The sequence below is a fragment of the Chamaesiphon sp. GL140_3_metabinner_50 genome (genome assembly GCF_025361915.1).
Lineage (GTDB): Bacteria > Cyanobacteriota > Cyanobacteriia > Cyanobacteriales > Chamaesiphonaceae > Chamaesiphon.
Map to the genome: position 1 here is coordinate 1 of NZ_JANYJC010000209.1, position 15,147 is coordinate 15,147.

The 15,147-nt window shown below is 45.8% G+C and carries 12 protein-coding genes; 6 read left to right on the forward strand and 6 right to left on the reverse strand.

What is annotated here, in order from left to right:
• Nucleotides 1-394: 394 nt before the first annotated feature.
• Both Q0R35_RS10565 and Q0R35_RS10570 read right to left on the reverse strand, forming a co-directional pair.
• Nucleotides 395-763 carry a response regulator gene (locus Q0R35_RS10565; protein ID WP_295617343.1) on the reverse strand — a complete coding sequence of 123 codons (369 nt, stop codon included), beginning with the start codon at nt 761-763 and terminating at the stop codon, nt 395-397.
• Between the two features lie 226 nt (nt 764-989).
• Entirely contained in the window at nt 990-2,252 is a 1,263-nt protein-coding gene (locus tag Q0R35_RS10570; RefSeq protein WP_295617346.1) for a response regulator, read from the reverse strand.
• A gap of 583 nt (nt 2,253-2,835) precedes the next feature.
• On the opposite strand from Q0R35_RS10570, the gene Q0R35_RS10575 reads away from it, so the two are divergent.
• The 3 genes from Q0R35_RS10575 to Q0R35_RS10585 all read left to right on the forward strand — a co-directional run bounded on the left by Q0R35_RS10575 (nt 2,836) and on the right by Q0R35_RS10585 (nt 5,557).
• Nucleotides 2,836-3,090, forward strand: coding sequence for a hypothetical protein (locus Q0R35_RS10575; protein ID WP_295617349.1), 255 nt, complete (start codon nt 2,836-2,838; stop codon nt 3,088-3,090).
• 280 nt (nt 3,091-3,370) lie between these two features.
• Nucleotides 3,371-3,925, forward strand: a complete 555-nt coding sequence (locus Q0R35_RS10580) for a chemotaxis protein CheW (protein ID WP_295617352.1) — start codon at nt 3,371-3,373, stop codon at nt 3,923-3,925.
• 240 nt (nt 3,926-4,165) lie between these two features.
• Entirely contained in the window at nt 4,166-5,557 is a 1,392-nt protein-coding gene (locus Q0R35_RS10585) for a caspase family protein (RefSeq protein WP_295617355.1), read from the forward strand.
• A 10-nt stretch (nt 5,558-5,567) separates the two neighbouring features.
• Here Q0R35_RS10585 and Q0R35_RS10590 read toward each other — a convergent pair whose 3' ends face one another.
• Nucleotides 5,568-6,251 (reverse strand): DUF305 domain-containing protein, encoded by a 684-nt coding sequence (locus tag Q0R35_RS10590; protein ID WP_295617358.1) that lies wholly within the window; start codon nt 6,249-6,251, stop codon nt 5,568-5,570.
• Nucleotides 6,252-6,490: 239 nt separating this feature from the next.
• Between Q0R35_RS10590 and lepB the strand changes: the two genes are divergently transcribed.
• On the forward strand, nt 6,491-7,084 hold the full coding sequence (gene lepB, locus Q0R35_RS10595) for a signal peptidase I (RefSeq protein WP_366944866.1): 594 nt from the start codon (nt 6,491-6,493) through the stop codon (nt 7,082-7,084).
• Nucleotides 7,085-7,247: 163 nt separating this feature from the next.
• Here the strand turns inward: lepB and Q0R35_RS10600 are convergent, their stop codons facing one another.
• Entirely contained in the window at nt 7,248-8,171 is a 924-nt protein-coding gene (locus Q0R35_RS10600) for a LysR family transcriptional regulator (RefSeq protein WP_295617362.1), read from the reverse strand.
• Nucleotides 8,172-8,310: 139 nt separating this feature from the next.
• Here Q0R35_RS10600 and Q0R35_RS10605 point away from each other — a divergent pair, with 139 nt between their 5' ends.
• Both Q0R35_RS10605 and Q0R35_RS10610 read left to right on the forward strand, forming a co-directional pair.
• Nucleotides 8,311-9,192, forward strand: a complete 882-nt coding sequence (locus Q0R35_RS10605) for an aspartoacylase (protein ID WP_295617364.1) — start codon at nt 8,311-8,313, stop codon at nt 9,190-9,192.
• Between the two features lie 288 nt (nt 9,193-9,480).
• Nucleotides 9,481-13,173, forward strand: a complete 3,693-nt coding sequence (locus tag Q0R35_RS10610) for a hydantoinase B/oxoprolinase family protein (protein WP_295617367.1) — start codon at nt 9,481-9,483, stop codon at nt 13,171-13,173.
• 332 nt (nt 13,174-13,505) lie between these two features.
• Here the strand turns inward: Q0R35_RS10610 and lipB are convergent, their stop codons facing one another.
• Complete coding sequence (lipB, locus tag Q0R35_RS10615) at nt 13,506-14,213, reverse strand: lipoyl(octanoyl) transferase LipB (protein WP_295617370.1); 708 nt, start codon at nt 14,211-14,213, stop codon at nt 13,506-13,508.
• Nucleotides 14,197-15,078 (reverse strand): carbohydrate ABC transporter permease, encoded by an 882-nt coding sequence (locus Q0R35_RS10620; RefSeq protein ID WP_295617377.1) that lies wholly within the window; start codon nt 15,076-15,078, stop codon nt 14,197-14,199. The genes lipB and Q0R35_RS10620 overlap by 17 nt, the downstream gene beginning before the upstream one ends.
• Nucleotides 15,079-15,147 lie beyond the last annotated feature (69 nt).

The following is a 15,147-nucleotide window of genomic DNA, read 5'->3' on the forward strand; positions in this document are numbered from 1 at the left end:
CGCCGCTGTCTTGTCTTGACGCACACAACTGGGAGGGAACCTCCTTTGTCGTATGCGTCGCTGTCTCGCATAATCCCCCTTCAAAAGCGGATGCGCGCACCGTCCTTTGTTCCCCGACAGTGAAGCGCACCAAGCGGGGGACTTCCGGATCCGGTTCCCCCCTGTCTTGTCTCGCTTTTATGTGCGGGGGAACCCCGCCCATAGCGAGCCGCTTTTGAAGGGGGGTTAGGGGGGATCTAGATCTGGAAACGGAGCAACAGCCGACTTGTCGGTACGCGGTAGCTTATGAAGGAAGGCTTTCGATCCGGCTCCCTCCCCTTTATAAGGGGAGGGTTGGTGTGGGGTAAAGATCTCCGCAGCACCTCAACCAAACGCAAGATTCAACGAACTAAATCTAATTAGAATTAGAAACAGACTTAACCGCATCGATAATATCGGCTTGCGAATAAGGTTTGGTGACATAAACATCCACACCTTGCTTCTTACCCCACAACTTATCGAGATCTTGACTGCGAGACGTACAGGCAATCACGGGAATATTTTCAGTATCGGGATTTTTTTTCAATGTCCGACAAAATTCAAAACCATTCATACCTTCCATCACCACATCGGTAATCACGATATCTGGCTTTTCTTTAGTCACCATGCTCAAGCCATCTTTAGCATTGTTAGCCGAGACAACCTGATAACCATTATCTTTAAGATAAAGAGTCATCAGTTGCATTTCTGACGGCGTGTCCTCAACAACTAGAATCTTAACCATTTGGGTAATTCCTCCTAAATATATGATTTAGTAATAATGTAATAATGCGAAAATTATAACTACTTTCATGCTAATGATATTTGCCGATCGTGCCAGCATAAATCTAAAATAGTAGATGTTTTAACCAATCTAGAACCGTAAGTTTCAGCAAGATAGTCGATCGATAGTAAGTAATTGGCACTAATTGAGAAAACTACTGTTCTCGCGCTTTCCACTTTCCACTAAATTAACGATCTTCCATTAAATGTCTCGATACCATTTCAATCAATCCAGCTTGAGTAAAAGGTTTAGTCATATAATCAGTAGAGCCAGCCATTTTAGCTTTAGCCCGATCGATAATGCCCGTATTGCCCGTGACCATGACGATCGGCGTTTTCTTAAATGCTGGGTGCTTTCGCAGCATCGAACATAGTTTATAGCCATCGATCGTCGGCATTCCAACATCTAATAAGATAATGTCAGGATTGATCCGGATAATTTTCATCAATGCCGTTCCCGAATCGACGATCGGAAACACCTTGAAACTATCGCCATCTAAAAAGCGATTGATTTCCCGTAAAATTGTCGGGCTATCATCGACACAAGCAATTTTGTAAGTAGTGCGATCGGCTAAATCTTCGCTAGTCGAATCACTACCTGCTTTATCCGATACCGCATTGAGGGTTTCGGTAATGGTCTGTGTTTTCTCGTTAAATCGATCGTTATCGGAGCCATTACTATAAAGTTTATGCAATCGATCGAACGGCGGTTGCGGCGGACGCAAGCCCACGATCCGGTTATTAATCAACCGATGCAAGTTATTGGCAACAGTCAGTTCTTCTTGCTTGAGCAGCAAAGATAATTGACGGAAGCTAAAGCCAATCAAAATTTTACTTAATTTTGCCTTGACATCTGGCGTTAATAATGGATGCTCGACATTCATCAGGTAAGGACGCTGATAAGGCGAGAGAATGGCTGGCTGTAACGCCTGCCAAGCTTGTAACTCTGTTTGACACTCCTTAGTCACAAACAAGAAATTACCACTCCACCAAATCGGAAACGCCGTATCTCGCGATACCAACTCGCTCTTACCATGAGTAATTAGCAAATAAGATTGCAATACCTCTTTGGTAACACTTTTAACCAGAGTCGCAGCAGTTTGCTCGGTAATATGCCCTTGGGCGATCAACCAGCGAATTGCCTGATAGTCGAGACTGGGATAAGTCGCCTCTAAGTTAGCTTCCTTTAACTGTTCCCGCAGCTCGGTGTAGACCTGATTGGCTAACACAACCGGGCTGAGTCGGCGCAGATGTTGTTCTAATCGCTCGACTGGTTCGAGCGAATGATTGGCATAAAATAATTTGCCTTCATGAAAGTACAACAACCAGGTAATCTCGTTGGCAACAATCCGCAAACAACCTTTAGCCTGGGAAGTAGCTAACTGTTCTAATAACTTAATGGGGTTTAGTATTCTTTCTGTTTCAGCAACGCTGCTAGAACCCTGATTCATGGCTCGAACTCATAGCTTAGTGGACTCGAATTGTGCAAAGGCAAGAAAATATCAATATCGAGTCACGATCGTGGCATTGGCTAGCCCTTAGAGTTAGGTATCGCCGCAGCAAGTCGCAATATCGAAAGATTGACATCAGTGCATGTCTTACTTATCTTTCCCCACAGAGATCCCAAAAGCGACATTTGGTAAATAGTTACCTAGGGAAAATCTTTTTGGCTCAATTATGAGAAGTTTCCGGATGGCTTGGGTTAATAGATGTAAAAACTAACATTAGCAGGAGCTAGCAGAATCGCTGTGACGATCGTCTCTTTAACGGAGCCTTTCCTGTCACACATCGACAACTTTTGCGATCGAACGAGTAACCCAAGTTGCTAGTTATGGGTTTTTAGTGGGAGGGGCGTTAGGTTTTAGCTATTAGGTTTTGCGGATCGGATCGCGCGGAGGTTCCCTCTCGCCAGAGTGTTTCACCAAGCAAGGTTCGATCCCATCGCTAATACCCAATACCTAATACCCAAATCTTTAACCTTGGTTATGACTGGCAACTTGCGTTAATACCTTGCACTTACCCAGGAGATGTAGCATGAGTCAACTTGATGTCCTTTGTCCGCTCGATCGCTATTGGGGTAAGTTTACACCCGCAAATCTAGCCTTTAACGCCAATCTTCAAGAATTCTCGCACCAAGTTAGTCTCATCGTCGCCCTCGAAACAGGCGGAAAACTCTCCCCCCAAGCCGCCTACGAGCAAATCGAAGCATTACGCACGGTTCTGTCTCGTTCTAAGCAGCAATTAGGCATTGGAGGAGATGGGAGATGGGAGTTGGGAGATGGGAGATAAAACAGATGGGAGTTGGGAGTTGGGAGTTGGGAGATATAGCAACCGCCAAGGCGATTAGGACAGTAAGATAGTGCTAGCTACAAACCCGACTTTTTGAAAAAGTCGGGTTTGTGTCCTAACCGATATGGCGGCTATATAAGACATAAGAGATGGGAGAGAAAACTTGGAACGTAGTTCCAACTCCCATCTCCCATCTTCTATCTCCGAACTCCCATCTCCTCGTGTCAACTTTCCTATTCAAAAGTGGAACTATAGAAAGAGAAGTTGACAGTAGGCATTTATGGCAATTTATTCTCCATTGAGATCGCGACGATTGGCGGCGCAGAAAACCGAAGCTACCCAGCGATTGATTACATTTAAACTGCGTGCGGAAACTTTTGCACTTTCGCTCGATCTCGTCCGTAAAGTTACTACACTCGATGCTCCAGGCGAACGGCTCGGTCAAAGATTATATGGAGATCCCAACCAGACAGGAGTGAGTCTGACAACTTATCAAGGTCGAGAACTAGTCGTTATCGATGTCGGACAACGAATTTTTGGGAAGAGCGAACCAGTACTTGCGCCCACTTTAGACGAAGGTACGGCGACTGTCGAACTTGCCGCTGCTCATGTGAGATATTTACTAATTCTACAGCCCGAACCAGAGCGATTAATCGGACTACCGATCGATTCGCCGCCGAGTATCCAATCGATTCAGCTTTCGGCATTTAAACCCCTACCAGATATTTATCGCCAACAGAGCAAGATTTACTGTGTGAGCGCACTATCGATCGATTTACCCGATCGACCATCGATATTTTTACTAGATGTCGCCGCATTAGCAGAACCGATCTAATTCAGAAAAATTACAATCGGCCTGCTGCTAGATGTCGATTGTTGCGGTAATATTAACATAGCTCTACTGTGACTGTAAAACATTCCCAAAATTCTCAAAGCTCGTGTGACGCGCAAGTTAGCGATTCTCCTTCGGGGACGCTACGCGAACGAGTTTGAGTCTGACTGCCTCAATGTCAAACAAAATCGAATATTCACCCTTAGTCCACACCAATTTAGTTTACTAATCATCGAACTTTAAATGGCAAACCAGGCATGTATTTCGATCGGGATTAACCAGTATCAGTTTTTACCCCCTCTGAGCTATGGAACGGCCGATGCGACTGCGATCGAAGAGTTTTTTGTAGATGCAGCAGGCTGGAATCCACAACAATGTTTGCTCTTAACCGATACCTCTGCCGAAACGGGCAATAAGTCTACATATCCCACCCGTGAAAATATCAACCGCTGGTTAAAACAGTTGTCTTGGGAAACCCTCCATCATGGTGATTTATTGTGGTTTTTTTTTAGCGGCTGCGGCGTAAGTTTTGGCAATGAAGATTATCTGGTGCCGATCGATGGCAAAGTTGAAGATATCGCTAATACTTGCATTTCAATTCGCCAATTGTACCAACAGTTTAACGATATTGGGGTGAATGCTTTAGTCTTCCTCGATGCTAATCGATCGCAGCATCTCTCGGTCGGTGGCGGGATTGGCAAGGCTACTGCTAAATTCGCTCAAGATTATCAGGTACCCACTTTCCTGTCTTGTCAAAGCCATGAATTTTCGCATGAAGATGCAGGATTAGGGCATGGATTATTTACCACAGCACTACTCGAAACGCTCAACTATCACCCCGATCTCAATCTAGAGACGATCGACACCTATCTGACAACTCGCTTGGCAGAACTGAGCGAACACCACTGGAAACCTCTCCAAACGCCAATCTCGGTGATTCCGACTGGAGTGTCTGAATATCGTCCGGTATTTTCAACAACAACTCAATCGTCGATTTCTTCAGCAGCAGTACCAGAAGTCGTCTATTCACCGCCACCTAAGCCGCAATTTAACCAAGATACCTACGCACCCTATCAACCGCCAACTCCAAGTATTCTCGCCGTCACGCCCGAACAAATCGGGACGGGGGCAATTATTAGAAAACTTCAGCCCCAACCCCGCCGCAAGGGTACGCCCAATTGGATGAAAGTCAGCACGCTAATGGTGACGATTTTGGCTGCTGGATTGGGCATTTATATGTTTAATCGCCAACCGTCTGCGGATACAACAGATCGGTCGATCGTTAAACCCGTCCCTGGTGAGGTTAGTGGTACCGTACCAACACCGATCGCTTCATCGATCGAGAGTTCGCCGAGCCTACAACAAGCAAGGTTATTTGTCAAGCCAGGGGATGCAACTTCCCGCTATCAGGCAATTTTAGCCGCCCGCAAAATCCCCATCACTACACCAGAAGCCACCAAAGAAATCCAGCAATCGATCGAATTGTGGTCTGAAGAAATTTATCAAATCTCTCAAGGCTATGCCGATAAACAACATTGGCAACTCGCGATCGATACTGCCAGAATGGTACCCAAAGACGCACCCAACTACAGCACCGCTCAAGGTTCGATGGTTGAGTGGAAAAATAAACTCTAATAAACTATTACTAATTACTTACATACCATTTTTTTCGCCATTGAGTCATCATCTCGATTTCTGACTGTTGGGACGTAATAATACCCTGAGCGAGTTTTTGCATTTCTGGACGGGTAGATTTTTGTAATGAATCTTTGCCCATTGTCACGGCACCTTGATGATGGGGAATCATCGCATCGAGAAATCTTTTATCGAACTGGGCATCGGCTTTGCCTAACGACATACTCATCATCATTGACTGTTTATGTTGTGGTGTCATTGCCATTTCATGGTTCATTTCTGTGTGCCACATTATTGGTGTTGCCGATGCTTTGGGATACCATTGTCTGCGCCACTGTTGCATCTGGGCGATTTCTTTTTTCTGCTCGGTAATCATGCCTTTCGCAAGTTTAATCAGTTCGGGACGTTTGGATTTTTGCAATACTTCCTGAGCCATTACCAGCGCACCCTGATGATGAGGAACCATACTATCGATAAACCGCAAGTCGTAATTAGCACCAGCAGGCCCAACATCCATATTATGATTCATCATACCCCCCATCTTCATGCCGCTATGATTCATGCCATCAGAGTTTTGAGCAACTGTTGAATTCGATCTATTAGGAGTTGTTAAGTGAGCAATTGCCAAGGAACCAAAACCAATCGTTCCCGTTGCTACTGCGATCCATGTGAGTAATTTAATTTGAGGATTCATGACAAATCTAAGTAATAATAATTTTGACTTTACTCCGATCTTAGCTGGATGAGATGAAATTAAGATGAAATAGTTAGTCTAATCTCTGACAATTTAGCCATCCCAGAATACTAGATATTTCTCACCCACAAAGGGAGTCGTCATCGATCGATCTAGCTACCTTTGCCGATCTTCACCGCGTAAATGATTTAGGATTGGTATAGTAGCAATACTTTCAGCTTGCCTTTATCACCTCATTCATGAAGACAAATCCACCAGAGCAATCTAATCCAGAAACGACAGCACCGCAGCCTTTACTGGTGCAATGGTGGCAAAAATGGGGCGAGAATATGACAATCGCAGTTGTAGCGGTAGGATTGGCGATTTTCATTCGGACATTTATTGCCGAACCGCGCTATATTCCCTCAGAATCAATGTTACCCACTTTAGAGATTGGCGATCGATTGATTGTCGAAAAGCTCTCATACTATACTCATCTACCCAAACATGGCGATATTGTGGTGTTTGCACCGCCACCGCAGTTGCAGGAGCAAGGCTACCTAGAGGAGCAAGCGTTTATCAAACGGGTCATCGGCTTACCGGGTGATACGATCGAAGTGAAAGATGGTCGGGTATATGTAGATAAAGAGTTACTCACCGAATCATACATCGCCCAAGCACCTAATTATGGCATGTCACCGATGGTCGTACCGCCAGATGAACTCTTTGTCATGGGCGATAATCGGAATAATAGTAACGATTCCCATGTCTGGGGTTTCTTACCCAAGGATAATGTTATCGGTCATGCTTGCTTCCGATTTTGGCCGATCGAGCGATTGGGTGGTATGAGATAATCATTTTAGATTTTGGATTGAAACAGAGTTATTAGTTTTTTTAGTGAATAGTGGATAGTGGATAGCTTGCACTGAGCGACAGCCATAGCGTAGCGTCTCCGCAAGGAGAAGTGTGAATAGTGAATAGTGAATATAATTTTCCCTAAAGCCTAAAGCCTAAAGCCTAATTCATTGCTGTTGCTTGAGCAATTTCGAGAAATTGCTCTAATATTTTTGATGACTCGTGACATCGCCAGACGATCGTTAATTGACTGGTAGCTATTTCTCCTCGAATCGGACGATAAACTACTCCGGTGCGGTGGAGATTGCGAACGCTAGATGGCAGAATGCTAATGCCAATTCCGCCAGCAACCAGTCCGAGAATTGTGACCATAAAGATTGCTGATTGGGCGACTTTTGGTGTGAATTCTGCTTGCAGACATAACTTATAAATCTGGGCTGATAAACCAGGTACGATCGCGCGATCGGGCATAATGAATTCTTCATTTTTGAGGTCGGAAATCGTTAGTGTTAGTTTGCTGGCGAGTGGATGCCGTTCGGGTAATATTGCCATGAGTGATTCTTGACATAATATTAGCTCTGCTAAATCTCGCTCTTTTTCTAATCCTGATTCTCGATAAGTAAAGATAGTATCGATCGTGCGATCGCGCAGTTTTTGAAGGTGGAAAAAACTGTTTTCTTCTTTAAGAATTAGCTCGATCTCTGGATATTTATGTCTGAAATTTAGTAAAATATTTGGTAAAACACCATTCATCATCGCGCTGGTAAAGCCGATCGTTAAATGACCAATTTTACCGCGATCGATTTGTTGGGTTTTAATGGCTGCACGTTCTAAATTTGCCAGCATAGATCGAGCTTCTACTAAAAATGTCGCTCCGGCTTGAGTAAGCTGTAGAATCCGGTTATTTTTGCGATCGAATAGCTTGACATCTAGCCTTTTTTCGAGCATTTGAATTTGTTGGCTTAAAGGTGGTTGCGCCATCTGCAATTTTTCAGCAGCGCGATTGATGTTCAATTCTTCAGCCACCACAATGAAGTACCGTAAATGGTAAAGTTCGATCGCACCGATAGCTTTGAGCGCATCCATAAGGTTAGTCTTATATTTTTTACATTGAGTATGACAGAGAAATTGGGTATTTATTTCTTGAGAAACCTCGGCTAGGATGTTGTCAACAGTTACTAAGTCTGAATATATATTAATTAATAGCGATCGCAGAGGTTGATTTATGCAAACGGGATCGATAAGACGGGTGGCGATTGTGGGTGGTACGCATGGTAATGAGTTAACTGGAGTTTATCTAGTCGATAAGTTCGATCGATTTCCAGAGTTAATACAGCGGGATAGTTTTGAGTGTGTGACTTTAATTGCCAATCCCCAAGCAGTAACGGCAAATCGACGTTATATCGATCGAGATTTAAATCGGAGTTTCGATGATGGAGACTTAGCAAATTTAGAGTTGACTGGTTATGAAGAAAAGCGTGCTAAAGAAATTGCAGCTCAATTAACTAATGTCGATCTCATCATCGATCTGCATAGTTCTACATCTAATATGGGGTTAACAATTTTACCATCGAGCAGACATCCATTTAATTTACAATTGGCTGCTTATTTAAGCGAACTGCATCCTGATGTGCGCGTTTGTTATGGGGCGAACTGTAATGGCTCCGATCCGATGCTGCGATCGATTGCACCACTGGGTTGTACGATCGAGGTTGGCGCAGTGGCGCAGGGAATTCTCAATGCCGATCTGTTCCAGAAAACTGAGCTGTTAGTTAGTGCCTGTTTAGATTATATCGATGCGGTAAATCAGGGCAAACCGCTACCAGTTCCTACTAATTTGACTGTATATCAGACGCTATTATCTGTCGATTATCCGCGCAGTTCGACCGGAGCATTACAAGCAATGATTCATCCGCAACTTCAGTTTCAAGATTATCAGCCGCTAAATCCTGGCGACCCCATGTTTATGACTTTTACTGGCGAGACGATTCCTTACGCTGGCAAAACTACCGTTTTCCCGATCTTTATTAATGAGGCGGCTTATTATGAGAAAGGCATTGCCATGACTTTAACCGATCGACAACAGTTGCAGGTAGAAAATATTTAGGCGTTGCTGGATTGGAATTTGAAAGAGATAGAGAAGTTGTGCCTACGGCAGATTAAATAACTTATGTAGGTTGGGTTGAGCCTCGAAGCCCAACATCCCTAAAGAGTTGGGTTTCGAGGCTCTGCTTGGTGCAACGCACGCTGAGGTTTCCTCAGCGCGATTGCATCCGCAACCCAACCTACAGATATGTATATTATTAAATTGCAAGCCTCTAAAGTCATAAAAATCTAAATCTGGCTCAATCTAAATTTACTTAGATGCCAACAATTTTAGCCAGAGGAACCCAAGATGTTGAAAGTATTTGCCGATCGCGGGGGGACATTTACAGATGTAGTGGCAGTCACCGATGATGCCGAAATCGCCCAGCGGTTGGCTCTGGTGCCCGATCGATTTCAGGTTGTGGCATTGCCCAATTCGCAATGGGTGGTAATTTATAAGTTACTCTCCGAGCAACCAGAACGATATCGCGATGCGGTAATTCAGGGCATCCGCGATATTTTAGGATTGGCACCGCATGAGCCAATTCCGACAGGTGCGCTCGAAATTGTGAAAATGGGTACGACGGTGGCGACAAATGCCCTATTAGAGCGTCAGGGCGATCGCACTGTGCTATTAATTACTCAAGGATTTGGGGATGCTTTGCGGATTGGCTACCAAAATCGTCCCGATATTTTTGCGCGTCAAATTGTCTTACCAGAGATGCTGTACGATCGCGTTATCGAAGTCCAAGAACGCCATAGCGCGCAAGGAGAAGTATTAATCCCGATCGAGTCAACAGAAGAGATTCGACTGGTACAGGCTCTGCAAGCCGCCTATAATGATGGGATTCGGGCTTGTGCGATCGTGTTGATGCATGGCTATCGCTACCCCGCACACGAACTGAAAGTCGCCGAAATTGCCCAGCGAGTGGGATTTAGCCAAATTTCGGTATCTCATCAAGTCAGTCCGCTGATGAAGCTTGTCAGTCGCGGCGATACAACGGTTGTGGATGCTTATTTATCGCCGATTTTACGTCGTTATGTCGATGGCGTGGCTGCTGCATTAGCTGGAATGGGGGGCGATGCGACGAAGTTAGAATTCATGAAATCTGATGGCGGCTTAACTGATGCGCGCTTATTTCAAGGTAAAGATAGCATTTTATCTGGCCCAGCGGGTGGCATTGTCGGCGCGGTGAAGACGAGTATTCAGGCTGGATTCGCCAAAATTATCGGCTTCGATATGGGTGGTACTTCTACCGATGTATCGCATTTTAATGGCGAATACGAGCGCACTTTAGAAACGGAAGTTGCTGGCGTACGGCTGCGTGCGCCGATGATGTCGATTCACACGATCGCCGCAGGAGGCGGTTCGATTTTACAATTTGATGGTTGGCGGTATCGAGTGGGGCCAAAGTCGGCTGGAGCGCAGCCTGGGCCAGCCTGTTATGGTAATGGTGGGTCGCTAACTGTGACTGATTGCAATGTGTTGGTGGGGAAAATTCAGCCGGGGTTTTTCCCGCAGGTATTTGGTGCTGAGGGCAGTTTACCGCTCGATTTGGAAATCGTCCGCTCTAAGTTTGCCCAATTGACGACGGAAATTAATAATGCAACTGGCGAATCGAAGACTTCAGAGCAAGTAGCGGCTGGATTTTTGGCAATTGCGATCGATAAAATGGCAAAAGCGATCGCCAAAATTTCGGTACAGCGCGGCTATGATACGAGCGAGTATACACTGTGCTGTTTTGGCGGCGCGGGGGGGCAACATGCTTGTGCGATCGCCGAATCACTGGGGATGAGTCAAATTTTTATCCATCCTTATGCAGGGGTATTATCGGCTTATGGCATCGGGTTAGCAGATGTGCGGGTGCTGAAAGAGCGCGCGGTAGAAGCACCTTTAACCGAGGAGACGCTACCGAATTTAGAGCGAATTTTAGCCGTATTAACGATCGAATCGCGATCGGAAATCATCGCCCAAGGAACGATCGCAGATCGCCTAGAAGTATTATGTAAAGCGCATCTGCGTTATGAAGGTACCGATTCGACTTTAACGATCGAATTTGGCACTCTGGAGCAGATGCGATCGCGGTTCGATCGGGCATACCTGCAACGGTATAGTTTTACAATGTCAGAGAAGGTTTTAATCGTTGAATCTGTCTCTGTAGAAGCGATTGGACATGCTAATGCGATCGCTGAACCAGTGCTAACAACACACCGAACTACCCCATGTCTGCCTGTCGCAACCGTTCCGGTATATACTCATGACAACTGGCATCAAACCCCCGTTTATCAACGCGCACATCTCCAACCAGGCGATGTAATTATCGGTTCTGCCTTAATTGTCGAGCCGACTGGTACTAATGTTATCGAACCTGGCTGGAGTGCCGAACTTACTCGCAATAACTGTCTGATTTTACATCGGGATGCGGGGCAAGCCGCACCTCAATCGAGTCAAACCGACTCACAGCCAGTATTTAAGCCCGATCCGGTTCTCCTCGAAATATTTAATAATCTGGTACGCGCGATCGCCGAAGAAATGGGCATCGTCCTGCAAAATACCAGTTATTCGGTCAATATTAAAGAACGCCTAGATTTCTCCTGCGCGTTATTCGACCGATCTGGGCAATTAGTCGCCAATGCACCCCATATTCCCGTGCATTTGGGTTCGATGAGCGAAAGTATTACCAGTTTAATTACCGCCGCAGGCAATTCGATATCGCCAGGAGATATATACATCTCGAATAATCCCTACAACGGCGGGACGCATTTACCCGATATCACCGTAATTACGCCCATTTTTATCGCCGATTCGACATCCCCGTTATTCTACGTCGCCTCGCGGGGACACCATGCCGATATCGGGGGAATTAGCCCCGGTTCGATGCCCCCCAATAGCACCCACATCGACGAAGAAGGCATTTTATTAGATAACTTCAAACTAGTCGATCGCGGACATTTTCGCGAGTCAGAACTCCTCGAAATATTAGGATCTGGCAATTATCCCGTCCGCAATCCCGCCCAAAATTTAGCCGATCTCCAAGCGCAAATCGCCGCCAACGAGCGCGGCGTGCGAGAATTACACCGAACGATCGCACATTATGGATTAGCAACCGTCCAAACATACATGCAGCACGTTCGGAATAATGCCGCCGAATCGGTACGACGGGCGATTTCAGTATTGCAAGACGGCTGCTATACCTACATCATGGACGATGGCACCCAAATCTGCGTTAACATTACCATCGATCGAATCCAGCGTTCTGCCCGCATCGACTTTACAGGTACTTCACCCCAACAGCCAACCAACTTAAACGCCCCCCTCGCCATCTGTAAAGCCGTCGTCCTCTATGTGTTTCGGACGCTAATCGATGACGATATTCCCCTCAATGCTGGCTGTCTCGAACCGCTAGAAATAATCATTCCGGCTGGCAGCCTGCTCGATCCGCGCTATCCAGCCGCCGTAGTCGCCGGAAATGTCGAAACATCCCAAGCGATCGCCAACGCCCTCTACGGCGCGCTAGGGGTACTCTCAGCCGCCCAAGGCACGATGAATAACTTCACCTTTGGCAACGATCTGTACCAATATTACGAGACAATCTGTGGCGGCTCTGGTGCTGGTAATAATTTTAACGGTACCGATGCCGTTCAAACACACATGACCAACTCTCGATCGACCGATCCAGAAGTATTAGAATGGCGGTTTCCCGTGTTGGTAGCTAAATTTGCCATTCGTCCCGACAGCGGCGGCGCGGGCAAATTTCGGGGCGGTAACGGCGTAATTCGCAAGATTCAGTTCCGCGAACCCATGACAGCAGCCATTTTATCGGGACATCGAGCGATCGCCCCCTTCGGTTTACAAGGCGGCGCACCAGGCAAAATCGGGCATAATTCGATCGAACGTCACGATGGTACGATCGAAATCCTGGGCAGTAAAGCCCAAATCTACATGGAACCAGGAGATGTATTCGTCATTGAAACCCCCGGTGGCGGCGGCTTTGGGGATTAAGCTTGAGGTTTTAGGATATACAGAACGCAAGTTTCTCCTAGCGGAGAGGCTCTGCCAACGGGTTAAGAATGTTTGCTACATTCATCACCCGCCCTGAAATGAATTTCGGGCTAATAGCTCAATTCCACTGAAGTGGACTAAAGAATCTGACAGTCCACTTCAGTGAACTTGAGCCGCAAGAGAAGGGAATTCATCTCCAGGTGGCGACCCTCCCCAGTCTCCCAGTCCCCCTCAGGGTGGCTTAATACATTAGAAGAAAAATCTTCAGTTCACTTCAGTGAACTTTTGCTATTAGCCCGAAATTCATTTCAGGGCGGTTACAGACTGAACACTCAAGCTCGATCGAGACTACTACTCAAATCTTCCCGCCCATCCGACATTTCCAGCCCAAACACCTCGCTAAATACCTCAATAATTTGCTTGCGAACTAATATGGGATTAATATTCGGGATAAACTCCGCCATACTACCCACAGATCGATCGGCAATTCCACAAGGAACGATGCGATCGAAGCCACTTAAATCGGGACAGACATTGAGGGCAAAACCGTGCATGGTCACCCACCTACTAACTTTAATTCCGATCGCGGCAACTTTCCGACCTTCGAGCCAAACACCTGTTAAGCCGTCAATTCTTTCACCTGCGAGATTATTTAATACTAAAACTCGCAGCACAACTTCTTCTAGCTGTCTTAAATACCAGTGCAAATCTTGTTTGTAATAGCGCAGATTGAGAATCGGATAGACGATGATTTGACCCGGACAATGATAGGTAACTTCGCCACCCCGCTCGACGCGATACAATTCATATTCGGTTTGCAAATGGTCGAACTTGACAAAATCCAAACTAGCGTCAGTGCCCAGTGTATATACAGGTGGATGTTCCAGGATTACTAACGCATCAGCTCGTTCCGGATCGATCGTCCGTTCTTTTTGGAGCGATTTTTGCCAAATCCATGCAGTTTGATAGTCGATTGTGCCACAATTATGTAACGAACATTTGCGTTTATTTACAGATGTATTTTTAGGGTAAGTTAACATTATTTTGAGAGAGTTTAAGATTGATAAGAGATAGTCCAAAAACTATCAAAAATAAGACTAAGCCGATCGTACAGGCATAGCTAAGGTCGGGATTGTTAGAACCGAAACCTTGTTGATATAAGTAATAAACAACAGTTTTAGAACTATTACGGGGGCCGCCTTGAGTCATCACATAGACTTCTTCAAATATTTTGGTAGCCGAGATCGCACTAATGACAGCTACCAACAGTAAATACGGACGCATCAACGGAATCGTAATATCCCAATGCTTCGTATAACGATCGGAACCATCAATTGCTGCCGCTTCGTATAAGTCTGCCGGAATCGATTGCAACCCTGCCAAATAAATCGTCATATAATAACCCAATCCTTTCCAAATTGTCACCACCATCACACTAAATAAAGTCAAAATGGGACTAGTCAGCCAGGGAATTGCCGGAATTCCAATTACTGCCAAGATCTGGTTGAGCAAACCATTCTCAGCATAAATAAACTTCCAGGCAATCCCCGCAACTACCATCGAAATAATGACCGGGACATAGTAAGCCGCCCGAAAAAAACTCATCCCTTTGAGCTTTTGGTTGACTAAAATTGCCAATAGTAGTGGTGCGATCGTCAAAATTGGTACGACCCCACAGAGGTAAACCACCGTGTTCCTAATTGTCTGCCAAAACACCTCATCTTTAAACAGTCGCTCGAAATTAGTCCAACCTTGCCAATTTGCCGTACCCGCGATCGGATCGTAATTGGTAAAGCTCAGATAAAAAGCCTGCAACGCAGGTAGAAAGACCGTTACACCCAACACTAGCAATGCAGGTGCCAGAAATAAATAAGGTGTCCAGTTGACTTGACGCAGCCGAATCATAGGGGAGGTTGGAGATGGGAGGTTGGAGATGGGAGATGGGAGATGGGGGGACGGGGGGACTGGGGGATG